Raw genomic sequence first — 22,357 nt, forward strand, 5'->3', positions numbered from 1 at the left:
CTATGCTCTCAGCTCGATCGGACTGGTCGATACCTGTGGGGTGGCACGGCATGAGCGACGACGTGGTGCGGTGGGGCGTTCTGGCGACCGGCGGCATAGCCGAACGGTTCGCGACGGACCTGGCGGGGCTGGACGGCGCCGAGGTGGTGGCCGTGGCGTCGCGCACGGAGGCGTCCGCGCGGTCCTTCGCGGACCGGCTCGGCATCGCCCGGGCGTACGGCGGCTGGGACGGGCTCCTCGCCGACCCCGAGGTCGACGTGGTGTACGTGGCGACGCCGCACCACGCCCACCGCCGGGCCGCCGGGCTCGCCCTGGAGGCGGGCAAGCCGGTCCTGTGCGAGAAGGCCTTCACGCTGAACGCCCGGGAGGCCGGGGAGCTGGTCGGCCTCGCCCGGGACCGCGGCCTCTTCCTCATGGAGGCCATGTGGATGTACTGCAACCCGCTGATCCGGACGCTGGCCGGGCTGGTCCGGGACGGGGCGGTCGGCGAGGTCCGGACCGTCCAGGCCGACTTCGGGATCCCCGGCCCCTTCGCCCCCGGCCACCGGCTGCGGGACCCCGCGGTCGGCGGCGGGGCCCTGCTCGACCTGGGCGTCTACCCGGTGGCGTTCGCCCAGCTGCTGCTCGGCGAGCCGGACTCGGTGCAGGCCCACGCGCGGATCTCCTCCGAGGGCGTCGACCTGAACACCGGCATGCTGCTGGGCTGGGAGTCCGGCGCGTCGGCGCTGCTCTCCTGCTCGCTGGAGGCGGACACCCCGCTGACCGCCTCGGTGACCGGCACGAAGGGCCGGATCGAGGTGCCGCGCGGCTTCTTCTCCCCGGAGCGGTTCACGCTGTACCGGGAGGGCGCCGAGCCCGAGGAGTTCGCCAACGCCGACGACCCGCACTCGCTGCGCCACGAGGCCGCCGAGGTCATGCGCTGCCTGCGGGCCGGGGAGACCGAGTCGCCGCTGGTCCCGCTGGACGGCACGCTCGCGGTGATGCGGACGCTCGACGCGGTGCGGGACCGCGTCGGCGTCCGCTACCCGCAGGAGGCGGAGCTCACGCGGGCGTGAGCCCCGGGGCGCCCGCCTCCGTCACGAAGGAGCCGGCGGTGGTGACCGGGGCGCCCGGCCTCGTCACGTACGGGACCGTGCGGAAGTCGGCGCGGGCGCTCTCCTCGCCGAGGGCCACGGTGACGTAGCCGCGCCGCCCGTTGAAGAACCTCAGGTGCGGGTTGGCCTGGAGGAGCTTGTCGTAGTTCGACGGGCGGTCGGCGCCGTCCTTGCCGCTGGCGATCGAGGTGGCGACGATCTCGGTGCCGACGGTCCGCGAGTCCGGGTCGCGGAAGTCGGCCTTGAGGTCGAAGCCGTAGCCGACGTGCACGTCGCCGGTGAGCACCATCAGGTTCTCCACCCCGGCGGACTCGGCGCCCGCGAGGATCCGCCGCCGCGAGGCCGGGTAACCGTCCCAGGAGTCCATGGAGAGCTTGAAGTCGGCGGTGGGGCGGTCGCGGCGCTCGGCGAACACGACCTGCTGGGGCAGGACGTTCCAGCGGGCTCCGGAGGTGCGCCAGCCGTCGAGGAGCCAGCGCTCCTGGGCGGCGCCGGTCATCGTGCGGGCCGGGTCCTCGGAGAGCGGGCCCGGGACCTGCCAGCCGTCGCCGTAGGCCTGGTCGGAGCGGTACTGGCGGGTGTCGAGGATGTCGAACTGGGCCAGCCGGCCGAACCGCAGCCGCCGGTACAGCCGCATGTCCGGACCTTCCGGCAGCTGGGGGCGGCGCAGCGGCTGGTGCTCCCAGTAGGCGCGGTAGGCGGCGGCGCGGCGGAGCAGGAACTCCTCCGGCGGGACGCCGTTCTCGGGGGTGCCGCCCGCGTAGTTGTTCTCGGTCTCGTGGTCGTCCCAGGTGACGACGAAGGGGTGCGCGGCGTGCGCGGCCCGCAGGTCGGGGTCCGACTTGTAGAGGCCGTACCGGAGCCGGTAGTCCTCCAGGGTGAGCGTCTCGCGGTCGAAGACGGCCGGGAGGGTGCGGTCGGTGTGGGCGCGGGCGCCGCCGGTGGCGTTGACGGCGTACTCGTAGAGGTAGTCGCCGAGGTGGAACACGACGTCGAGGTCCTCGTCGGCGAGGTGCCGGTAGGCCGTGAAGTACCCGTCGTGGTAGGCCTGGCAGGAGACGGCGCCGAGCCGCAGCCCCGCCGGCCGGGCCCAGGGCGCGGGCGCGGTGCGGGTCCGCCCGGTCGGGCTGGTCCACTCCCCCGCCCGGAACCGGTAGAAGAACTCCCGTCCCGACTCCAGGTGTTCCACCTCCACGTGCACGGCGTGGCCGAACTCCGGGTGCGCGGTGGCGCGTCCGCGCCGCACGGGCCGGGTGAAGCGCTCGTCGCGGGCGAGCTCCCAGTGGACGGACACCCGCTCGGCGGGCAGGCCGCCGCCGGGCTCGAAGGGGCGGGGGGCCAGCCGGGTCCACAGCAGGACGGAGCCGGGGTGCGGGTCGCCGGAGGCGACGCCGAGGGTGAAGGGGTCCTCGGTGATGCGGCGGCCGTCCAGCTCCGCGGCGGCGGCCGTGCCGGCGGCGGGCAGCTGGGTGGCGAAGGCCAGCGCGGCGGCGGCGCCGGTGACGGTGAGGAACCGGCGGCGGCCGAAGTGGCGTGCGGCGGCGCGGAGTTCCTCGCCGTACTGCGGTGCGGGTGTCATGTGCCCCTCCCCTGACGGTTGGTGTCCGTCGGTATTCGAGGGGGCCGGAGCGACATCGCATTGTCGGGGACAGGTCATCCACGTGTCGGACGGATGAGTTCATGGGGCACGCGTCTGGCGTACGCTGCCCGGCCGGGGGCGACACGAAGCTGGAAGGTGGGTTCGGCATGGGCGTCGCTGTGGTGACGGGAGCGGGTTCGGGCATCGGCCGGAGCGTGGCACGGGCCCTCGCGGAGGCGGGCTGGTCGGTGGCGCTCGCGGGGCGGCGGCTCGCGCCCCTGGAGGAGACGGCCGGGGGCCTGGCGGACGACCGCGTCCTCCGCGTCCCGACGGACGTGACGTCACCGGAGGCGGTGGCGGCCCTCTTCGACGCGGTGCGGGACCGCTTCGGCCGCGTCGACCTGCTCTTCAACAACGCGGGGACGTTCGCGGGCGGCGGCACCCCCGTCGAGGAGCTGTCCTACGACACCTGGCGCACGGTCGTCGACGTCAACCTGACGGGCGCCTTCCTCTGCGCGCAGGCCGCCTTCCGGGCCATGAAGGAGCAGTCCCCGCAGGGCGGCCGCATCATCAACAACGGCTCGATCTCCGCCCACGTGCCGCGCCCGCACTCGATCGCGTACACCGCCACCAAGCACGCCATGACCGGCCTGACCAGGTCGCTCTCGCTGGACGGCCGCCCCCACCGGATCGCCTGCGGCCAGATCGACATCGGCAACGCGGCGACCGAGATGACGGCCCGCATGCAGACCGGCATCCTCCAGGCCGACGGCCGGCTGGCGGCGGAGCCGGTCATGGACGCGGCGGACGTGGCCGCGACGGTGGTCCACATGGCGGCCCTCCCCCTGGAGGCGAACGTGCAGTTCGCCACGGTCATGGCCACGGCGATGCCCTACATCGGCCGGGGCTGACGGAGGAGGAGCTCGGGGCGGACCCCGGCGGCAGGGCCCCGGGGCTACGGGCCACGGCCACGGGCCACGGCCACGGGCCACGGCCACGGGCCACGGGCCACGGGCCACGGGCCACGGGCCACGGGCTACGAGGCGGGCGCCTGCCCGGTCTCGAAGCGGGCCACCTTCCCGCCCTCGACGGTGAACCGCCAGGCGGTCCGCATCGACCCCCAGGTGTCGTTCGTGTAGGTGGCGACGAGGGCGACCCCGCCCTCGTCCTCGCTCTCCACCGCCATCCGCCCCCGGGAGGAGAACACCTCCCTCTCGGTCCACTCCCGCAGGTCCCGCTCCGATCCGTCGTCGGACATGGTCGCGCCGGGCGCGAGCGCCCCGGCGAAGGCCTCCCGGTCGTTGGCGTTCAGGGCGGCGACGAAGGCGCGCACGGCGGGCTCGGTGAGCCGGTCCACAGGAATGGTCATGGACCAGCCGTACCCGCCGGGCGGCCCGGCGGCCCGCTCCGGCGCCCGGGATGGGCCAGTCGGGCGAGCCCCGCACCGGCCCCCGGCAGCCTCCGGCGCCCCGGCGGCCGCCCCGGGCAGTATCGGGGGACCAGGCCCCCGCCCCGCTGGAGGAACGATGTCGGAGCACGACCGGATCGTCAGGCTGTACGCGAAGGGGGCCCCGGTCGGGGTCCACGAGGGACGGCTCGCCGCCTTCCCGGACGACGGGCGGCACACCGCCGAGTGGGCGGTCGGCGCGGCGGACGGCGGCTTCCGCCTCACCGTCAAGGGCACCGAGGACTCCGTCACCGCTCCGGGCACCGACCGCGCCCCGGCCCTGGTCCGCCCCGACGCCTCCCCCGCCTCGGTCTGGCGCCTCCACCGCGTCACGCCCGACGGCGCCGAGCCCGTCCGCTCCCTCGCCGGCCTCACCACCGGCACGTACGTCCTCACCCACAACGGCCTCGCCCTCGGCCGCGACCTCTTCGAGGACCGCTCCCCGGACCCGAAGCCGGTCGTCGTCCGCACGGACGACCGCGAGCCGCACTGGACGGTGGAGGTGCTGGTCTGAGCGGCCCCGCCCCCGCGAGAACGGCCCGGCGAAGGAGCCCCGGGGGGCGGACGGGTCGTCGGGCCGCGCGGAGGGGCGGTCACCGCCCCGCCGCGACCTGCCCTCTTTCCTCGCCCGACTCGCCCGCGAAGCGGGCCACCCCTCTCCTGGCGGGGCATGGACCGACAGGAGAACATCGCCGCGTCGATCGCCGGCTTCCACGCGGACAACGACCTCTGGAGAAGATGCTGGACGGCCTGGTGGATCCCGCCTGACCGGCGTCCGCCGGTGGCCCGGCCGGGAGTCCGCGCCCCCCGACCGACAGGAAAGGGCCCCCGTGGGGGCCCTGAGGGGCAGACGAGTCGGGCTGTACGCCGGGTTCTGTACCCCGGGACCTCGCGGTCGTCGGGGTGACGGCCATCCATCTAGGGCCGGCGTCGCCGCCGGCCTCGTGCGGTCTACCCGCGAACTCGGGCGAGCAGCCCTCGATCATTCGCGCAGGGACACCGGGGTGTCCCCTCTTGACCTTGCTCCGGGTGGGGTTTACCTAGCCGCCTGAGTCACCTCAGGCGCTGGTGGTCTCTTACACCACCGTTTCACCCTTACCGTGGGCCGAGGCCCCCGGCGGTCTGTTCTCTGTGGCACTGTCCCGCGGGTCACCCCGGGTGGCCGTTAGCCACCACCCTGCTCTGTGGAGCCCGGACGTTCCTCGGGAGGATCCGAAGACCCCCACGCGGCCGCCCGCCCGGCTCGTCTGCCGTGCCGCCCATGCTACCTGCAGGGGAGGGCGGCCCTCGACCGCTTGACCTTGCCGCGACGTCAGGGTTTCTACTGAGGACATGCGTATCGGCGAGATCGCCGCGCTCGTCGGGGTCACCCCCCGCGCGGTGCGGCACTACCACCATCTGGGGCTGCTGCCCGAGCCCGCGCGGCTGGCCAACGGGTACCGGGAGTACGGCATCCGGGACGCCGTGCTGCTCGCCCGGGTGCGGCGGCTGACCGAGCTGGGGCTCGGGCTCGACGAGGTGCGGGACGTGCTCGCGGACGACGAGGGGCGGGAGCTGGTGGACGTGCTGGAGGAACTGGACGCGGACCTCGCCCGCCAGGAGGCGGTGATCCGCGGGCGGCGGGCGCGGCTGGCCGGGCTGCTCGGCGAGGCGCGCGCCGGACGGCTCACCGCCGAGGGGCCGGTCTCGCCGGAGCTGGCCGCGCTGCTCGCCGGGGTCGGCGAGCTGCCGGACTCGCCGATGGCGGTGAAGGACCGGGAGATCCTCGCGCTGCTCGACACCGTCGTGCCCGAGGAGGAGCGCGCCCGGCTGATGGGGCTGATGCACGAGGTCGCCGGGAGCGCGGGGGACGTGTACGGCCTCCTCGACGCGCTGGCCGACGCCCCGGCGGACGATCCGCGGGTCGAGGGGGCGGCGGCGGCGCTCGCCGGGGCGCTGCCGGACGGGATCGGCTCCTTCGAGCCGCCCGCGGAGGGGGCCGGCGGACTCGCCGACGTGTTCTTCGCGGAGCTCGCCCCCGCCCAGGCGGCCGCCGTCCGCCGGGCGCTGGCCCTGGTGTCGGAGCGGTCCGGGGAGGGTGGTCGTCGTGGCGGGGAGTGAGCGGGGGCCCGTGCTGCGGGTGCTGCGCGGGGTCGCCTACGCGGTGCTCCCGGCCGAGCTGGTGCTGTTCGCGCTGCTGCTCGGCGGGGTGCGGGTGCCGGGGTCCGTGCTGCTCGGCGCGGAGCTGGTGGTGGTCGCGCTGCTCGCCGCCGAGGCGGTCGTGTGGGTGCGGCTGCGGCGGCGGGGGCTCTCCCGGCGCCGGGCGCTGGCGGAGCTCGTGCCGGAGCCGGTGCTGCGGCTGATCGGGCACGAGCTGGCGCTGATGGCGAGCCTCGGGCGGTGGACGGCGCGGCGGCGGCACGGGACGGCGGGCGCCGAAGGTGTGTTCCCGCACGCGCGGGACCAGGCCGCCCTCATGTACGGCTTCGCCTTCGTCTGTCTGGTCGAGACGGCCGGCATGTCGTGGCTGCTGGCCGACTGGCCGGTGGTCCACGCGGTCGTCCTCGTCCTCGACGTCTACACCGTCCTCTTCGTCCTCGGGCTGCACGCGGCCTCCGCCACCCGCCCGCACGTGCTGTCCGGGGACCGGCTCCGGGTGCGGCAGGCCGCCCACGTCGACGTGGACGTGCCGCTGGAGCGGATCGCGTCCGTCCGGCGCGAGAACCGTTTCACCCACGAGAAGAAGGACGGCGAGCTGAACCTCGACGTCGGCTCGCAGACCTCCGTCACCCTGGAGCTGGACGCGCCGGTGGACGTCGTCGGGCTGCTCGGATCGGTCCGGCGGGTGACGACCGTCCGGCTCCACGCGGACGACCCGAAGGCGCTGTACGAGGCGGTGCGCGGGGCCGTCACGCGGGCGCGAACAGCACCTTCGCCCGACCGGGGTCCGCTTCCGACAGCCTGACCCGCAGCCACTCCCCCAGCGGCAGCGGGGCGGTGCCGCCCTCGACCCGGGCGACGACCGCCGGGTCGTCGAGGTGGACGGTGCCGACGGTCGGCTCCCGCTCCTTGACGTCGATCACGTACGCGTCGAAGAGCTCCCCGACCCGGCCGCCGAGCAGCGCCGCCTCCACGATGTCGACGCTCTCCCGCTCCACGGTGTTGGCGCGGCGCGAGCCGGCGGCCATCTCGTCGGGGAGCGCCGGCAGGGCGGCCCGCACCCACTCGGGCGGCTCGTTCCCGGCGACCGCCGCCACGCACAGCTCGGAGGCGTAGCGGTCGACGAGCCGGCGCAGCGGGGCGGTGCAGTGGGTGTACTCGTCGGCGACGGCCGCGTGCACAGCGGGGTCGGGGAGCCGGCCGTCGGTGAAGACGCTGTAGCCGGCGCCGCGCAGCAGGGTGGTGCACTCCTGGAGGAAGGCGGCCTGGCGCGGGTCGGTGGGGTCGGCGTCGCGGACCACCTGCGCGTAGGACACGTGGTGCGGCCAGGCGACGCCGAGCGCCTCGGCGGAGCGGCGCAGCCGGGCGACCGCCCCGTCGGGGGCGGTCGGCAGGGTGCGCAGGATGCCGGTGCCGGCGGCGGTCATGAGGTCGGCGGCGGCCATGCCGGTGAGGAGGGAGATCTGCGCGTTCCACCCCTCGGCGGGGACCGGGGCCCGGTAGGCGAGCGTGTAGGCGGGGCCGCCGGGGAGCTCGACGATCTCCTGTTCGGGCACGGCGAGGGAGATCCCCCCGCGCTCGGTCTCGCGCTCCTCGCGGAGCCGGCCGATGGTGCGGAGGAGGGCGAGGGGTTCCTCGGCGGTGCCGGAGTCGATGAGCCGCTGGACGCCCGCGTAGTCGAGCTTGGCGCGGCTGCGGACGAGGGCGCGGCGCAGGTCGGTGGCGACGCGGCGGCCCTCGGCGTCGAGGTCGATCCGCCAGAGGAGGGCGGGCCGGGGCTCGCCGGGGAGCAGGCTCGCGGCGCCCTCGGAGAGGACCGGCGGGTGGAGCGGGACCTTGCCGTCGGGGAAGTAGAGGGTGAGGACGCGCCGGTGGGCCTCGGCGTCGAGCGCCCCGCCGGGCGCGACGAAGGCGGCGACGTCGGCGATGGCGTAGTGGACGCGGTAGCCGCCGTCGGCCCGCCGGGCCAGGTGCAGGGCCTGGTCGAGGTCGGTGGAGGCGGGCGGGTCGACGGTGAGGAACGGCAGGTCGGTGGCGTCGTAGGAGGGGAGGCGCGGGTTCTTCGCGGCGGCCTCGGCCTCGGCGAGCACGGCGGGCGGGAAGCCCTCGGGCACCGCGAGTTCGGTCCGGAGTGCGCGCAGGGCGGCCCGCAGCGGAGCCTCGGCTGCGCCGGTCACGTGGAGGTGGCGGCGGGGCATGGAACCGAGCGTAGGGCGGGGGGCGGTGCCCGGCACCTCGTACGCTGGCATGCCGGGGCCGCATCCCCGGCCCCGTACGTACGAAGGAGAACCACCGTGCTCGTGCTGCTGCCGCCCTCCGAAGGCAAGGCGCCCTCCGGGTCCGGGACGCCGCTCAAGCCGGAGTCGCTGTCGCTGCCGGGGCTCGCGGAGGCGCGGGCGGCCGTCCTGGACGAGCTGGTCGAGCTGTGCGCCGCCGACGAGGAGAAGGCGCGCGAGGCGCTGGGCCTGAGCGAGGGGCTGCGCGGCGAGGTCGCGAAGAACGTCGGGCTGCGCACGGCCGGCGCCCGCCCGGCCGGGGAGATCTACACCGGTGTCCTCTACGACGCGCTGGGCCTGGCCACGCTGGACGCGGCCGCGGGGAAGCGGGCGGGTGCCTCGCTGCTCGTCTTCTCCGGGCTGTGGGGCGCGGTGCGGGTGACGGACCGGATCCCGTCGTACCGCTGCTCGATGGGGGTGAAGCTGCCGGGGCTCGGCGCGCTGGGGGCGCACTGGCGGGGCGCGATGGCCTCGGTGCTGCCGGAGGCGGCCGGGGACGGCCTCGTCCTGGACCTGCGCTCGTCGGCGTACGCGTCGGCGTGGAAGCCGAAGGGAGAGGTGGCGGCGCGGACCGCGACGGTCCGGGTGCTGCACGCGCCGACCCGGAAGGTGGTCAGCCACTTCAACAAGGCGACCAAGGGCCGGATCGTGCGGAGCCTGCTGGAGTCGGGCGCGGCCCCGGGCACGCCGGCCGAGCTGGTGGAGGTGCTGGGCGACCTCGGGTACGTGGTGGAGACGGGTGCGAGGGCGGGGGCGCTGGACGTGCTGGTGGACGAGATCCACTGACCCCGCGTTGCATCATGCGCAACGCGCGTTGCGTGGACTGGTGGCGCTGGGCAGGATGAGGTCATGCCCCGCACCCCCGGTCTCTTCGCGCTCGCCCCGCACGCCCCCGTCGTCCCGGTCGTGGTGATCGAGGACGCCGCCGACGCCGTGCCGCTGGCCCGGGCCCTGGTGGCCGGCGGGCTGCCGCTGATCGAGTTCACGCTGCGCACCCCGGCCGCGCTCGACGCGGTGCGGGCCGTCGCGGCCGAGGTGCCGGAGGCGGTGGTCGGCGCGGGGACGGTGGTCTCGGCGGCCGGCGCGGCGGACGCGGTACGGGCCGGGGCGCGGTTCCTGGTGAGCCCGGGGTGCTCGCGGCGGCTGCTGGGGGCGCTGCGGGAGTCGGGGGTGCCCTTCCTGCCGGGCGTCTCGACCGCCTCCGAGGTGCTCGCGCTGCTCGACGAGGGCGTGACGGAGCTGAAGTTCTTCCCCGCCGAGGCCGCCGGCGGCGTCCCGTACCTGAAGTCCCTGGCGGGCCCGCTGCCGCAGGCCCGCTTCTGCCCGACCGGCGGCGTCTCGGCCGCCTCCGCCCCCGCCTACCTGGCCCTCCCCAACGTCGCCTGCGTCGGCGGCACCTGGATGCTCCCGCCGGACGCCCTCGCCGCCCGCGACTGGGCCCGGGTGGAGGCGCTGGCGCGGGAAGCGGCGGGGCTGCGGACGGCGGGCGCCCCGGCGGCGGCCGGAGGGTCTACGTCCGGGGCGTGAGCCGGACGCCGAGGTGGTCGGTCACCGGGCGGTAGCCGAGGCGCCGGTAGAGGGCGTTGCTGGTGGGGTTGGCGAGGTCGGTGAAGAGGAGGACCTGCGGGGCCCCGGAGCCGAGGGCGGCCCGGCTGACGGCGGCGGTGACCCCGGCGGCGTATCCCCGGCCGCGCTCGGCGGGCGGGGTGTAGACGAGGTGGACGCGGGCCTGGCCCCCGATCGTGCGGGAGACGGCGGCCATCGACACCGGGGCTCCGCCGGGCGCCTCCCAGAGGTGGAGCCGGCCCCCGGCGACGCGCTCGGAGAGGAAGCCGGTGTAGTCGGCGGCGGGTTCCTCCCCGATGGCGCGGACGAAGGCCGTGGTCCAGGCGCCGAGCAGCGGCAGGTCCGCCTCGGTCGCGGGCCGGGAGCGGCCCGCCGGGGCCGGGTCGGGCGGGACGAGCTCGCCGAGCCGGAAGAGCCGCATCCGTGCGAGCGGGGTCGCGGTGCGGCCGGTGGCGTCGAGGTGGGCCTCCACCGCCGCGGTCTCGCCGCGCACCTCCAGCGGCTCGTCCCCGTCGGGCAGGACCAGCGCCCGGGCCGCCTCGCGGGGCATCGCGCCCAGGGACACCAGGCCGGCCGGGGACTCGGCGAGGACCCCGGTGACGGTCCCGTCCGGTGCGGTCCACCAGCCGAGCCGCTCCGCCTCGTCCATCAGCGTCAGGACGGCGGTGTTGCGGGCCGGTTCGGCGGCGAGGTGCGCGCCGGCGGCGGCGCGGAAGGCCTCCGGGTCGGAGGTGAAGTGCCAGCTCATACCGGGATGGTGGTCCAGGCGCGGCGGTGTCCGCCACCGGGTTCCCGGAGTCAGCGCCGCAGGTGCGAGGTGTCGTTGAGGAGGCGCACGGAGGCGTTGCCGTCGGCGTAGTAGGCGACGGCGGAGAGCGAGGCGGCGGACAGCTCCATCTTGAACAGGGACTCCGGCGGGGCGCCGAGCGCCAGCCGGACCAGGGTCTTGATGGGCGTGACGTGGCTGACCAGGAGGACCGTGCGGCCCGCGTGGGCGGCGGCCAGCCGGTCCCGGGCGGCGGCGACCCGGCGGGCCACGGCGGCGAAGCTCTCGCCGCCGCCGGTGGGGGCCGCCTTCGCCGACGCGAGCCAGGCGTCGAGGTCCTCGGGGTGGCGCTCGCGGACCTCGCCGAAGGTGAGGCCCTCCCAGGCGCCGAAGTCGGTCTCGCGCAGGGCCGGTTCGACGACGACGTCGAGCCCGAGGCGGGCGGCGACGGTCTCGGCGGTCCGGCGGCAGCGGACGAGCGGCGAGCTGACGACGTGCTGGATCGTGCCGCGCGCGGCGAGCGCCTCGGCGACGGCGGCCGCCTGCCGGCGTCCGGCCTCGGACAGCTCGGGGTCGCTGCCCCCGCTCCCGGAGAACCGCTTCTCCGGGGTGAGCGCCGTCTCCCCGTGCCGCAGCAGCACGAAGGTGGCGGGCGCGGCCATGTCCGGCGGGGCGGCGGACACGGGTGCGGAGGCCCGGGGGGCGGCCGGAACGGCTGCCTGCGCGGCGGCCGGGGCGGGCTCGGCGGCGGACGGGTCCCGGGGAGCGGTGTCCGGCACCGGGGGCTGCGCCCGCCCGTGCCGCCCCGCGGGACGCCCGTCCACGGCCGGGACGGCGACGGCCGCGGCCGCGTCGGCACGGCCCGCGGCGGACGGGGTCGCGGCGGCGGCGGCCGCCGACAGGGCCGCGCGGGCACGGGCGGCGCCCGCCGCCGCGTCGCCGGGCGGGCCCGACGGGGGCGGGGTCGCCGCGGCGCGGGCCGCGTCCCTGTCCCGGGGGCTCCACTGCTCGCCGCGCCGGCCCGCGTCCATCGCCTCGTTGGCCAGCCGGTCGGCGTGCTTGTTGCGCTCGCGGGGGATCCACTCGTAGGTGACCCGGTCGCGCGGGAAGGCGCGGGCCGCCTCCGCCGCCAGCGGCTTCATGTCGGGGTGCTTGATCTTCCAGCGGCCCGACATCTGCTCGACGACGAGCTTGGAGTCCATCCTGACCCGGACCGCGGCGTCGGGCGCCAGGTCCAGGGCGGCGCGGAGGCCCGCGATGAGGCCCTTGTACTCGGCGACGTTGTTGGTGGCGACGCCGATGTACTCGGCGGCCTCCGCGAGCGTCTCGCCCGTGGCCGGGTCGAGGACGACGGCCCCGTAGCCGGCGGGCCCGGGGTTGCCCCGGGAACCGCCGTCCGCCTCGACCACGAGCTCGCGCATTACAGGCCGGACTCCGCCGTGCGGACGAGGATGCGGCGGCAGTTCTCGCAGCGCACGACCGTGTCCTTGGCGGCGGCGCGCACCTCGTTGAGCTCGGTGATGTTGAGCTCGATGTGGCAGCCCTCGCACTTGCGCTGGTAGAGGCGGGCCGCGCCGACGCCGCCCTGCTGCTCGCGGAGCTTGTCGTACAGCTTGAGGAGGTCGGCCGGGACGGTGCCGGCGACGACCTCGCGCTCCTTGACGACGGTGGCGGACTCCTCGTCGAGACCGGCCTGGGCCGTGTCGCGGCGGCCGGTGGCGTCGTCGACCTTGGCCTGGACGGCGGCGGTGCGCTCGGTCAGCTCGGAGACGCGCTCCTGGGCGGACTCGCGGCGCTCCATCACCTCCAGGACGATCTCCTCCAGGTCGCCCTGGCGCTTGGCGAGCGAGGTGATCTCGCGCTGGAGGTTCTCCAGGTCCTTCGGGGAGGAGACGGCGCCGGAGTCGAGCCGCTGCTGGTCGCGGGCGGCCCGCTGGCGGACCTGGTCGACGTCCTGCTCGGCCTTGGTCTGCTCGCGTGCGCAGTCGCTCTCCTCGGTCTGCGCGGCGACGAGCAGGTCGCGCAGCTGGGTGAGGTCCTTGGTCAGCGCCTCGATCTCCGCGTGCTCGGGCAGCGCCTTGCGCTTGTGGGCGAGCTGCTGGAGGCGGACGTCCAGGGCCTGGACGTCGAGGAGGCGGATCTGGTCGGCGGGCGCGGCGTTCAGTTGGGGGCTCCAGGAGAGGTGTGGTGGGAGGACCAGGGGTCGGTGACCGTCTTCGAGACGTGGACCCGGAGGTCCCAGCCGTGACGGTCGGAGATCTCGTCGAGCTGGGCGGCGGCCAGCTCGCACCAGGGCCATTCGGTGGCCCAGTGGGCGGCGTCGACGAGGCCGAGCGGGGAGCGCTGGGTGGCCTCGGAGACGGGGTGGTGGCGCAGGTCCGCGGTGAGGAAGGCGTCCACCCCGGCGGCGCGCACGGCGTCGAAGAGGCTGTCGCCGGAGCCGCCGCTGACGGCGACGCGGCGGACGGTCGTGTCCGGGTCGCCGGCGACCCGGATGCCCTGCGCGGTCGCGGGCAGGCGCTTCGCGGCGCGGGCGGCGAACTCGGCGAGGGTCTCCGGGTGGTCGAGCTCGCAGACGCGGCCGAGATTGTTCTCGGGGACGAGCGGGCCGGTGACGCGCAGGCCGAGGGCGCCGGCGAGGGCGTCGGAGACGCCGGGGTCGGCGGTGTCGGCGTTGGTGTGCGCGACGTGCAGGGCGATGTCCTGCTTGATCAGGGTGTGCACGACGCGGCCCTTGAAGTGGCCGGCCGCGACCGTCGTCGTCCCGCGCAGGTAGAGCGGGTGGTGGGTGACGATCAGGTCGGCGCCGAGGGAGACGGCCTCGTCGGCGATCTCCTGGACGGGGTCGACGGCGAAGAGGACGCGGCGGACCTCCGCGTCGGGGTCGCCGCAGACGGTGCCGACGGCGTCCCACGCCTCGGCCCGCTCGGGGGGCCAGAGGGCGTCGAGCTCGGCGATGACTTCAGACAGGCGGGGCACGGAGGAAAGGCTACCTGCCCTGCGTGCCCCGCCGCCCTGGGCCGGGGCGGCCCCGGTCCCGGGCCCTCCTTCCCCACCGGGCCGGCGCGCGGGCCGTCGAGGCGGGGAGGCCCTGCGGGCGGCGGGGGGGGCGGCTCGGGGCGGGGTCGCGGGATCCGCCCCGGCCGGCCTTCCCCCGGGCCCTCCGGCCCCGCCAGCACAATCGGCCCCGCCGCTCCGTCGAACCGACCGACCGCCATCCATATGTGTGAAGTGCGGGTGCTCGTGTTGTTCGGCTGGAAGTGCGAAAACTAGCTTCGTGGCCGGAGGTGACGAGTCGATGACAGCGTGTGCCATCGAGACCGCGGCCGAGGACGGCGACCACGAAGGGACGGCCGTCCACCCCCCGGCGGGTTTCGCGATCACGGTGAACGGCGCGTACGGAGCCAGGCTCGCGGGCGCCGGGGACGCCCTGTACGCCGAGCGGTGGACCCTCGACGGCCCGGAGCCGTACGCCGTCCCGCTCCCGCTGGACCAGCCCGAGGAGTCCGGCACCCGGCTGCTGCCGCTCGCCGACGGGCGGGTCCTGGTGTGCCGCCGGGTGGACGGACGGCGCCACACCTTCTCGCTGCTCTACCCGACCGGGCCCGGCACCGGCGAGCTGCGGCTCGGCTCGGTGGAGGCCCCGGGCCCCGGCTGCGTGGAGCTGCTGCCGCCGTCCCCGGACGGCATCTGCGCGTACGCGCTGCACTCCGGGCCGGAGACCACCACGCTCTGGCTGGTGGCGGGCGGGGCCTTCGGTCCCGAGCGGGTGGCGGAGGTGCCCGGCCGCTGCGCGGGCGGGGTCTGGCTGGACCGCACGGGGCGGATGCTGGCCCTGGACCGGCGGATCGGCGACGGGCCGGTGAAGACGGTGGCGGTGGACCTGGAACGGGGCGGCGAGGTGACGCCGCTGCTCCAGATCACCGAGGCGAGCCAGGACCGGCTGCTGCTCGCGGACCCGGACAGCGGGCTGCTCCTGATCCGCTCGGACGCGCCCTCGCCGGGGCACGAGCGGCTGGGCTGGGGGGTGCTGGGCAGTCTGCTGCCGGTGCGCTTCCCGGAGTGCCTGCGGCTCGACGACGCGGCGGTGACGCCCTTCGCGATCCAGCCGGGGCAGGTGCTGATGCCGGAGAGCTGCGGGGTGGCGCTGCGGATCGACGCGGCGAGCGGCAGCTGGGTCGGGCTGTGGCGGCCGTCGGGGCGGCGGATGCACCAGGTCGCGGCGCCGCCCGGGTGGGTGGCCGGGGCCGGGTTCTGGTCCCGGGAGGGGATACTGCGGCTGCCGTGCTCGACCCCCGAGCTGCCGTGCGCGCTGGCCGGCCTCTCGGTGCCGGAGGAGCCGGAGCCGTGCGGGGAGGCGGGCCCTCCGGCCGGTGCCGGGCCGCAGGAGGAGCAGCCGCGCGCGTGCCGGCCGGTGCCCCTCCAGCAGGCGCCGCTGACGGACCGTAAACCCGCTGGTTAGACTCACCGCCGCAGCAAAAAGCACGAGCGCGTTCCAACGGGGTGAGCACGAACCATGGCGGAGAACAGCACGGAGGCGGCGCAGGAGTCGCCGGACACGGGGGCCGGACGGCACCGCGGGGCGGCCGCGGCGGAGGAGTCCTCCTCCTCGCCGCACGGCCGGCACCGGCGCGAGGCGGACGAGCGGTAGACGCTCCCGCGCGTGCGGCGAAGGGCCCCGGGGATCCGCTCCCCGGGGCCCTTCGCCGTCCCCGCCGTTCCCGTGGCCGCCCCCCGCGGCCCGGTTTCAGCCCTTCTTCAGCCCCAGCACCTCGGAGGCCGCGAAGGTCTCGCCGGGCGGGCGCCCCTCGAAGTACGGGGTGAGCAGCCCGTCCAGCTCCTCGAAGCCGAAGGCCTCCTTGGCCGTGTCGAACTTGGCGGCCACCCGGGGCCGCTCGACGACCGCGACCATCCCGCCGTGCACGACGAGGAGCTGTCCGTTGACCTTGGCGGCGGCCGGCGAGGCGAGGTACCCGACGAGCGGGGCCACGTGTTCCGGCGACAGCGGGTCGAGCTCGTCCTGGCCCGCGGGCTCGGCGAAGCCGGCGAAGACGTCCTCCGTCATGCGGGTGCGGGCGCGCGGGCAGATGGCGTTGGCGGTGACCCCGTACCGGGCGAGGGCGAGCGCCGTCGAGGTGGTGAGGCCCACGATGCCGCCCTTGGCCGCCGCGTAGTTGGGCTGTCCGGCCGAGCCGGCGAGGAAGGCCTCGGAGGAGGTGTTGACGATCCGGCCGTAGACGCCGGTCTCCCCCGCCTTGGACCGCCCGCGCCAGTGCGCGGCGGCGAAGTGGGTGGTGTTGAAGTGGCCCTTGAGGTGGACGCGGATCACCGAGTCCCACTCGTCCTCGCTCATCGAGAAGACCATCCGGTCGCGCAGGATGCCCGCGTTGTTGACCAGGACGTCGAGCTTGCCGAACTCGGCCACGGCCAGGTCGACCAGGCCGCGCGCGGTCTCCAGGTCGGAGACGTCGCCGAGGTGGGCGACGGCCCGGCCGCCGGCCGCGGTGATCTCGGCGGCCACCTCCTCGGCGGGGGCGGCCGACGCCTCCCCGGAGCCGTCCCGGCCGGCCTGCCCGTAGTCGTTGACGACGACGGCGGCGCCGAGCCGGGCCAGTTCGAGCGCCTCGGCGCGGCCGAGTCCGCGCCCGGCGCCGGTGACGATCGCGCTGAGCCCCTCAAGAGGCAGTGACATGGCGGGGTCCTCTCAGATCTCGATGCAGGTGCGGAGGGACGTGCCGGTCCGCATCTGCTCCAGGGCCTCGTTGACGTTCGCCAGCGGGACCCGGTGGGTGATCAGCGACTCCAGGTCGATGCGGCCGGCCCGCCAGAGGGCGATGGCCCGCTCGTACGACCGCAGGACGTCCCCGCCGCCGTACATGGAGGGCAGGATCCGCTTCTCGTCGAAGAACAGCTCGAACATGTTGAGCTGGAGGTTGTCGTCCATGGCGCCGGCGCCGACCACGCAGAGGGTGCCGCCGCGCCGGGTGGTCTCGTAGGCGGTCCGCGCGGTGGCGGACTTGCCGACGACCTCGAAGACGTAGTCGAAGCCCTCGCCGGCGGTGATCCGCTGCTTGGCGTCGCCCAGGGCCTCGGGGGCGACGGCCTCGGTGGCGCCGAAGCGGAGCGCGGCCTCGCGGCGGGACGCGACGGGGTCGACGGCGACGATCTGGGCGGCGCCCTGGAGCCGGGCGCCCTGGACGGCGGAGATGCCGACGCCGCCGCAGCCGATCACGGCGACCGACGAACCGGCCTCGACCTTGGCGGTGTTGATGGCGGCGCCGAGGCCGGTGGTGACGCCGCAGCCGATGAGGGCGGCGATGTCGAAGGGCACGTCGTCGGGGATCGGGACGGCGCAGCCGGCGTCGACGACGACCTCCTCGGTGAAGGTGCCGGTCCCGGCGAAGCCGAAGACGTCCCCGCCGGGGCGCCTGAAGTTGGGGGTGCCCGCGTTCATGAAGCCGGCGAGACAGAGCTGGGTCTGACCGCGCTTGCAGGCGGCGCAGGCGCCGCAGGCGGGCAGCCAGCACAGCAGGACGCGCCGGCCCGCGGAGAGCCCGGTGACGCCGTCGCCGACGTCGAGGATCTCGCCGGCGCCCTCGTGGCCGGGGATGAAGGGCGCGGGCTGGGGCAGGACGCCGCTCATGGCGGAGACGTCGGAGTGGCACAGGCCGGTGGCCCGGACCCGGATCCTCACCTTGCCGGGGCCGAAGCCCACCGCCTCGACGTCGTCGAGGACTTCGAGTTTGTCCTGGCCGATCTCGTGCAGTACGGCTGCGCGCATGGTGCGGCTCCCTCCGGGACGGGTCTACGAGTGGGTGACGAGGGTGTCGGCGAGCACGGGCGCGTCCTCGCGCTCCACCGCCGTCACGGTCACCTGGACGCGGCCCTCGTCGGCCCACATCCGGATGCGCAGGGTCTCGCCGGGGAAGACGACCCCGGCGAATCGGGTGCGGTACGAGCGGACCCGGGTGACGTCCCCGCCGAGCACGGTGTCGACCACGGCCTTGAGGGTCACGCCGTACGAGCAGAGTCCGTGCAGGATCGGCCGGTCGAAGCCGGCGAGGCGGGCGAACTCGGGGTCGGCGTGGAGCGGGTTCCAGTCGCCGGAGAGCCGGTAGAGGAGGGCCTGCTCCTCGCGGATCGGGCGCTCGACGGTCTTGTCCGGCTCGCGGCCGGGGAGGCCGAGGCGCTCGGAGGGGCCGCGGTCGCCGCCCCAGCCGCCCTCGCCCCGGACGAAGATCTGGGCGTCGGAGGTCCACAGGGGGCCCTCGTCGTCCGCGGCCTCGGAGCGCAGCACGAGGATGGCGGCCTTGCCCTTGTCGTACACGGCGGCGACGCGGGAGGTGGAGACGGCCCGGCCGCCGGTGGGCAGCGGGCGGTGGAGGGTGATCGACTGGCCGCCGTGGAGGACGGCCGCGAGGTCGATGTCGATTCCGGGGGCGGAGAGCCCGCCGACGACGCCCATGCCGGCGCCGGCGACGGTGGCGAAGCTGGGCAGCACGTGGAGCCGGGATTCGAGGGTGTAGCGCAGCTCGGCCGGGTCGGTGGCGGGGCTGCCGGCGCCGAGCCCGAGGTGGTAGAGCTGGACGTCCTTGTGGTCCCAGGCGATCTCGGCGCTGCGGGGTTCGGCGGCGAGGGCCTCGGCGGGGTCAATGGGCATCGACTTGCTGCTCCTTGGAGATCCCTGGAGTGGAAGACCTCGGCGCGACCGTCCGCACCGTCGGTCACGCCGAGGCCGTGCGGGAACCGTCCCGTACGCGTCGATGTAGAACGCGTTCCAGTTCGGTGCCCCCCATGTATAGCGGAGCGTCCGGATGTTGGGAACCCTTGCGCGCGAAGACTCCTGACGGTACGTCAGACACGCCGGGACGGGGACCGCCCGGGACGTCCGACACCGCCGGACCGGTGCCCGCACGCCCGCCGCGCCCCTCCGGCAGCGGCCCGCGCGGCCCGGCCGAACGCCCGGCGGCGACGGGCGGCACCCCGACGGCGGCCGCGCCCCGGGCGGCGGCTTCCGCCCGACGGCGGAGCTCCCGGCGGGGGACGGCGCCGTCTCCCCGGCCCGGTCCGGGAGACGGCCTAGGCTGTGGACGTGGACGAGATGCCTCGGGATCACCGGCCGGTGAAGTCGATTCGGGTCCTCCTCGCCGAGGACCAGGGGATGATGCGCGGGGCTCTCGCGCTGCTGCTCGGGATGGAGGCGGACATCGAGGTCGTCGCCCAGGTCGGACGGGGGGACGAGATCGTGGACCGGGCGCTGGTCACCCGGCCCGACGTGGCGCTCCTCGACATCGAACTGCCGGGGCGGTCCGGACTCGACGCGGCGGCGGAGCTGCGGGACGAGGTGCCGGACTGCCGGGTGCTGATCCTGACGACCTCCGGGCGGCCGGGGTACCTGCGGCGGGCGAGGGAGGCCGGGGCGGCCGGGTTCCTGGTGAAGGACGGGCCGGTGGAGGAGCTGGCGGAGGCGATCCGGACGGTGCTGCGCGGCGAGACCGTCATCGACCCGGCGCTCGCCGCCGCCGCGCCCGCCGCGGGGCCGAACCCGCTGACGGCCCGTGAGCGGGAGGCCCTGTCGGCGGCGGTGGACGGGGCGACGATCGCGGACATCGCGGGCCGGCTGCACCTGCCGGAGTCGGCCGTGCGGGACTGCCTGTCGTCCGCGATCGGGAAGACCGGCACCCGCAACCGGACGGAGGCGGCCCGGTCCGCCCGGCAGCAGGGCTGGCTGTAGGGACCCGCCCCGCCGGTCAGGCCGGGGCGCCGCCGGGGCGGACCAGGCCCGTCTCGTAGGCGAGGATCACCAGCTGGGCGCGGTCGCGGGCGCCGAGCTTGGCGAGGGCCCGGGTGACGTGGGTCTTCGCGGTGAGGGGGCTGATGACGAGCCGTTCGGCGATCTGGTCGTTGGAGAGGCCGGTGGCGATCAGGCGGGTGATCTCGCGTTCGCGGGGGGTGAGGACGTCCAGGCGTCCGGGGTCCGGGGCGGCGGCCGCCGGGCGGTGGGCGAACTGCTCGATCACCCGGCGGGTCGCGCCCGGGGAGAGCAGGCCGTCGCCCGCGGCGACCGCGCGGACGGCCTGGCGCAGGTCGTCCGGCTCGGTCTCCTTGGTGAGGAAGCCGCTGGCGCCGGCGCGCAGGGCCGCGAAGACGTACTCGTCGGTCTCGAAGGTGGTGAGGACGATGACCCGGCACCCCGTCAGGCCGGGGTCCGCGACGAGGGTCCGGGTGGCGGTGAGACCGTCGGTGCCGGGCATCCGGATGTCCATCAGGACGACGTCGGGGCGGACGGCGCGGGCGGTGCGGACGGCCTCGTCGCCGGTGCCGGCCTCGCCGACGACCTCGATGTCCCTGGCGCGGCCCAGCAGGCTGCGGAAGCCGGCCCGCACCAGGGCCTGGTCGTCGGCGAGGAGCACCTTGATCGTCATGAGGGGAAGCCTGGCACGGGGACGACGGCCCGGACCAGCCATCCGGAGCCGGTACCGGTGCCGTCCCCGGTCCCGGAGCCGGTCCCGGCCGCGCCGCCCTTCGCGTCCGCCGTCCCGTTCCCGGTTCTTCCGGCGGTGAGTTCGCCGCCCAGCGCGTGGACCCGTTCGGCCATGCCCCGGAGCCCGTGACCGGGGGTGGGGCCGGCGGGCCGCTCCCCGGAGGGCCGGCCGTCGTCGGCGACCGTGACCTCGACGCGGCCGCCGCCGATCCGGACGGTGACCTCGGCCCGCGAGGCACCGGAGTGGCGGGCGGTGTTGGTGAGGGCCTCCTGGACGACGCGGTGGACCGCGAGGGAGGCCGGGGCGGGAACGGCGGCGGGGTCGCCGGTGGTCTCCAGCCGGATGTCGAGTCCGGGCGTGCGCATCCGGTCGACGAGGGCGGCGAGCTCCGGGAGCCCGGCGGCGGGCTCCTCCGGGGCGGCGGACGGCCGCTCCCCCGGCGCGCGCAGGACGTGGACGAGGGAGCGGAGGTCGCGTACGGCGGCGGTGCGGACCTCCTGGGCGGTGGCGAGGGCGGCCCGGGCCTCCGCCGGGGAGTCGTCCAGGGACTCCGCGGCGACGCGGAGCTGGAGGCCGACGACGGTGAGGGTGTGGCCGACGACGTCGTGAAGTTCGCGGGCGATCTCCAGGCGGGCCTCGGCGATCCGCCGGCCGGTCTCCAGGTCGCGCTCGCGGGCCTCCCGGAGCAGGCGGGCGTCGCGTTCGGCGCGCCAGCGGAGCCGGTCGCGGTGGGCGGTGGCGGCGGCGAGCAGCAGCGCCAGCCACAGCGTCTCGGCACCCAGCGAGGCGAGGGCCTCGCGGGGCCCGGTGCCGAGTGCCGTCACCTCCCAGCCCGCGGCGAAGGCGAGTTCGGCCAGGCCGACCCCGGCGGCCCACGGCAGGCCGGGGCGGCCGGGGCGGTCGTCGGCGGCGAGGCAGGCGTACGCGGCGGAGACCGGCCAGATCCAGCCGAGGTCGGTGAGGCCCGAGGTGCGGAAGACGATGACGGCCTGCACGGAGAGGAGCAGGACGGCGAGCGGCCACCGGCGCCGGCCCAGGAGCAGCAGGCCGAGCCAGAGGGCGAGCGGCAGGGCGCCCGCCGCGTCCAGCCGGCCGCCGAGGCGGGCGGTGCCCGCCAGGACGGCGACGACGGTGCCGGCGGCGAGGAGCGCGTCGGCGGGGGCCACCCCGCGCAGGGCGGCGACGGTGCGCGTGAGCGGTCGGTCCATCCGCCGATCATGCACGACGGCCCCGCTCCCCGGCCGTGGTCGCGACGAGCGCGACGGCGACCCAGCCGAGGTCGGCGGCGAGCACGATCCGCTCGACGAGGCCGAGGAGGGTGGGGGCGCCGCCCAGGCCGAGGGAGGGGCCGCCGTCCATGACGTCGGCCAGGAAGACGGCGAGGGCGGCCGTGCCCAGCAGGGAGGCCGCCGTGAGGGCGGTGAGGGCGGTCCGCAGGCGGGGCCGGGCCGCCGTGAGCGTCCGGCGGAGCAGGAGGGCGGCCACCGGGAGGGCGGCGAAGGCGAGGAAGGCGGCGTTGCCGTGGACGAGTTCGGAGGCCGAGGGGCGGTGGTGCCGGCCGGACGGGTCTGCGGGGAAGACCCCCGCGACCAGGATCCCCAGGGCCCACACCGCCACCGCGATCCGCCCGGCCCCGCCCCGGAGGCGTACCGCGAGGACGGCGGAGGCCGCGGCGACGGCCAGCAGGGCCGCCGGGAGGAGCGCGCCCGCGGTGCCGTGCACGTACCGGCTGAGGACCTCGCTCACCGGGTCCTGGCCGGGGTTCAGCAGCTCCACCGCCGTCATGGCCAGGGCGCCGCCGGCGATCAGCGCGAGGGGCGCCCGCACCCCCGTGGTCGCCGCCGTGCCCGCCGTGCCCGTCGCGTCCGTCGTGCCCGTCGTGCCCGTCGCGTCCATCGTCTTCATCGTGCCGTCCTCGCTCGTGGTCGCTTCCGGTGGTTCCGGAGCCGTGGTCACGAAGCTAGGGAGCGGGACGGGCCGGCCGCGTCCTCCCGGCGCGGTCACC

23 protein-coding genes and 1 other RNA gene are annotated in these 22,357 nt (G+C 76.2%); 10 read left to right on the forward strand and 14 right to left on the reverse strand.

From position 1 onward, the window contains the following. Positions 1 to 50: 50 nt before the first annotated feature. The gene (locus tag IE287_RS34890; RefSeq protein WP_229883940.1) at positions 51 to 1,055 is read left to right on the forward strand and encodes a Gfo/Idh/MocA family protein; all 1,005 of its coding nucleotides are present in this window, start codon (positions 51 to 53) and stop codon (positions 1,053 to 1,055) included. On the opposite strand, the gene IE287_RS34895 is transcribed toward IE287_RS34890, so the two are convergent. Beyond that, the gene (locus tag IE287_RS34895) at positions 1,042 to 2,673 is read right to left on the reverse strand and encodes an alkaline phosphatase D family protein (RefSeq protein WP_189853400.1); all 1,632 of its coding nucleotides are present in this window, start codon (positions 2,671 to 2,673) and stop codon (positions 1,042 to 1,044) included. The genes IE287_RS34890 and IE287_RS34895 overlap by 14 nt on opposite strands. A gap of 167 nt (positions 2,674 to 2,840) precedes the next feature. Here IE287_RS34895 and IE287_RS34900 point away from each other — a divergent pair, with 167 nt between their 5' ends. Beyond that, positions 2,841 to 3,584: an SDR family oxidoreductase gene (locus tag IE287_RS34900; protein WP_229883941.1), complete on the forward strand. Its 744-nt coding sequence runs from the start codon at positions 2,841 to 2,843 to the stop codon at positions 3,582 to 3,584. A 125-nt stretch (positions 3,585 to 3,709) separates the two neighbouring features. Here the strand turns inward: IE287_RS34900 and IE287_RS34905 are convergent, their stop codons facing one another. Further along, positions 3,710 to 4,042 (reverse strand): nuclear transport factor 2-like protein, encoded by a 333-nt coding sequence (locus IE287_RS34905; RefSeq protein WP_189853403.1) that lies wholly within the window; start codon positions 4,040 to 4,042, stop codon positions 3,710 to 3,712. A gap of 157 nt (positions 4,043 to 4,199) precedes the next feature. On the opposite strand from IE287_RS34905, the gene IE287_RS34910 reads away from it, so the two are divergent. Beyond that, on the forward strand, positions 4,200 to 4,634 hold the full coding sequence (locus IE287_RS34910; RefSeq protein WP_189853405.1) for a ricin-type beta-trefoil lectin domain protein: 435 nt from the start codon (positions 4,200 to 4,202) through the stop codon (positions 4,632 to 4,634). 333 nt (positions 4,635 to 4,967) lie between these two features. On the opposite strand, the gene rnpB is transcribed toward IE287_RS34910, so the two are convergent. Then, an RNA gene (gene rnpB, locus IE287_RS34915) (RNase P RNA component class A) lies at positions 4,968 to 5,366 on the reverse strand. Between the two features lie 86 nt (positions 5,367 to 5,452). Here rnpB and IE287_RS34920 point away from each other — a divergent pair. Further along, positions 5,453 to 6,220, forward strand: coding sequence for a MerR family transcriptional regulator (locus IE287_RS34920; RefSeq protein WP_189853407.1), 768 nt, complete (start codon positions 5,453 to 5,455; stop codon positions 6,218 to 6,220). Further along, the gene (locus tag IE287_RS34925) at positions 6,207 to 7,064 is read left to right on the forward strand and encodes a hypothetical protein (RefSeq protein ID WP_229883942.1); all 858 of its coding nucleotides are present in this window, start codon (positions 6,207 to 6,209) and stop codon (positions 7,062 to 7,064) included. The genes IE287_RS34920 and IE287_RS34925 overlap by 14 nt, the downstream gene beginning before the upstream one ends. On the opposite strand, the gene IE287_RS34930 is transcribed toward IE287_RS34925, so the two are convergent. Then, entirely contained in the window at positions 7,009 to 8,457 is a 1,449-nt protein-coding gene (locus tag IE287_RS34930; protein WP_189853411.1) for an RNB domain-containing ribonuclease, read from the reverse strand. The two genes, IE287_RS34925 and IE287_RS34930, sit on opposite strands and share 56 nt — an antisense overlap. 96 nt (positions 8,458 to 8,553) lie before the next feature. On the opposite strand from IE287_RS34930, the gene yaaA reads away from it, so the two are divergent. Beyond that, positions 8,554 to 9,321, forward strand: a complete 768-nt coding sequence (gene yaaA / locus IE287_RS34935; protein ID WP_189853413.1) for a peroxide stress protein YaaA — start codon at positions 8,554 to 8,556, stop codon at positions 9,319 to 9,321. Between the two features lie 63 nt (positions 9,322 to 9,384). Further along, the gene (eda, locus tag IE287_RS34940; RefSeq protein ID WP_189853414.1) at positions 9,385 to 10,062 is read left to right on the forward strand and encodes a bifunctional 4-hydroxy-2-oxoglutarate aldolase/2-dehydro-3-deoxy-phosphogluconate aldolase; all 678 of its coding nucleotides are present in this window, start codon (positions 9,385 to 9,387) and stop codon (positions 10,060 to 10,062) included. Here the strand turns inward: eda and IE287_RS34945 are convergent. The 4 genes from IE287_RS34945 to IE287_RS34960 are packed head-to-tail and all read right to left on the reverse strand — an operon-like array spanning position 10,046 to position 13,846. After that, on the reverse strand, positions 10,046 to 10,849 hold the full coding sequence (locus IE287_RS34945; RefSeq protein ID WP_189853416.1) for a GNAT family N-acetyltransferase: 804 nt from the start codon (positions 10,847 to 10,849) through the stop codon (positions 10,046 to 10,048). The genes eda and IE287_RS34945 overlap by 17 nt on opposite strands. Before the next feature lie 50 nt (positions 10,850 to 10,899). Further along, positions 10,900 to 12,288: a bifunctional RNase H/acid phosphatase gene (locus tag IE287_RS34950; protein WP_189853418.1), complete on the reverse strand. Its 1,389-nt coding sequence runs from the start codon at positions 12,286 to 12,288 to the stop codon at positions 10,900 to 10,902. Then, positions 12,288 to 13,031: a zinc ribbon domain-containing protein gene (locus tag IE287_RS34955; protein ID WP_189853443.1), complete on the reverse strand. Its 744-nt coding sequence runs from the start codon at positions 13,029 to 13,031 to the stop codon at positions 12,288 to 12,290. The genes IE287_RS34950 and IE287_RS34955 overlap by 1 nt, the downstream gene beginning before the upstream one ends. Next, complete coding sequence (locus IE287_RS34960) at positions 13,028 to 13,846, reverse strand: Nif3-like dinuclear metal center hexameric protein (protein ID WP_189853426.1); 819 nt, start codon at positions 13,844 to 13,846, stop codon at positions 13,028 to 13,030. Before IE287_RS34960 ends, IE287_RS34955 begins: the two co-directional genes overlap by 4 nt. 319 nt (positions 13,847 to 14,165) lie before the next feature. Here IE287_RS34960 and IE287_RS34965 point away from each other — a divergent pair, with 319 nt between their 5' ends. Beyond that, on the forward strand, positions 14,166 to 15,329 hold the full coding sequence (locus IE287_RS34965; protein WP_189853428.1) for a hypothetical protein: 1,164 nt from the start codon (positions 14,166 to 14,168) through the stop codon (positions 15,327 to 15,329). Positions 15,330 to 15,383: 54 nt separating this feature from the next. Beyond that, entirely contained in the window at positions 15,384 to 15,518 is a 135-nt protein-coding gene (locus IE287_RS39225; protein WP_268255011.1) for a hypothetical protein, read from the forward strand. A 96-nt stretch (positions 15,519 to 15,614) separates the two neighbouring features. On the opposite strand, the gene IE287_RS34970 is transcribed toward IE287_RS39225, so the two are convergent. The 3 genes from IE287_RS34970 to chsH3 are packed head-to-tail and all read right to left on the reverse strand — an operon-like array spanning position 15,615 to position 18,527. Further along, positions 15,615 to 16,559, reverse strand: a complete 945-nt coding sequence (locus IE287_RS34970; protein WP_189853430.1) for a 3-oxoacyl-ACP reductase — start codon at positions 16,557 to 16,559, stop codon at positions 15,615 to 15,617. Between the two features lie 12 nt (positions 16,560 to 16,571). Next, complete coding sequence (locus tag IE287_RS34975; protein ID WP_189853432.1) at positions 16,572 to 17,648, reverse strand: Zn-dependent alcohol dehydrogenase; 1,077 nt, start codon at positions 17,646 to 17,648, stop codon at positions 16,572 to 16,574. Between the two features lie 24 nt (positions 17,649 to 17,672). Then, positions 17,673 to 18,527, reverse strand: coding sequence for an enoyl-CoA hydratase ChsH3 (gene chsH3 / locus IE287_RS34980; protein ID WP_189853433.1), 855 nt, complete (start codon positions 18,525 to 18,527; stop codon positions 17,673 to 17,675). A 441-nt stretch (positions 18,528 to 18,968) separates the two neighbouring features. Between chsH3 and IE287_RS34985 the strand changes: the two genes are divergently transcribed. Beyond that, positions 18,969 to 19,601: a response regulator transcription factor gene (locus IE287_RS34985; RefSeq protein WP_189853444.1), complete on the forward strand. Its 633-nt coding sequence runs from the start codon at positions 18,969 to 18,971 to the stop codon at positions 19,599 to 19,601. Positions 19,602 to 19,617: 16 nt separating this feature from the next. Here IE287_RS34985 and IE287_RS34990 read toward each other — a convergent pair whose 3' ends face one another. Genes IE287_RS34990 through IE287_RS35000 form a run of 3 tightly spaced genes read right to left on the reverse strand, consistent with a single transcriptional unit; the run spans position 19,618 to position 22,257 of the window. Beyond that, entirely contained in the window at positions 19,618 to 20,292 is a 675-nt protein-coding gene (locus tag IE287_RS34990) for a response regulator (protein ID WP_189853434.1), read from the reverse strand. Further along, positions 20,289 to 21,560: a sensor histidine kinase gene (locus tag IE287_RS34995; RefSeq protein WP_189853435.1), complete on the reverse strand. Its 1,272-nt coding sequence runs from the start codon at positions 21,558 to 21,560 to the stop codon at positions 20,289 to 20,291. The genes IE287_RS34990 and IE287_RS34995 overlap by 4 nt, the downstream gene beginning before the upstream one ends. 7 nt (positions 21,561 to 21,567) lie before the next feature. After that, the gene (locus tag IE287_RS35000; protein WP_189853436.1) at positions 21,568 to 22,257 is read right to left on the reverse strand and encodes a DUF998 domain-containing protein; all 690 of its coding nucleotides are present in this window, start codon (positions 22,255 to 22,257) and stop codon (positions 21,568 to 21,570) included. Between the last annotated feature and the right edge of the window lie 100 nt (positions 22,258 to 22,357).

Source organism: Streptomyces omiyaensis (assembly GCF_014650895.1).
Classification (GTDB): Bacteria; Actinomycetota; Actinomycetes; order Streptomycetales; family Streptomycetaceae; genus Streptomyces; species Streptomyces omiyaensis.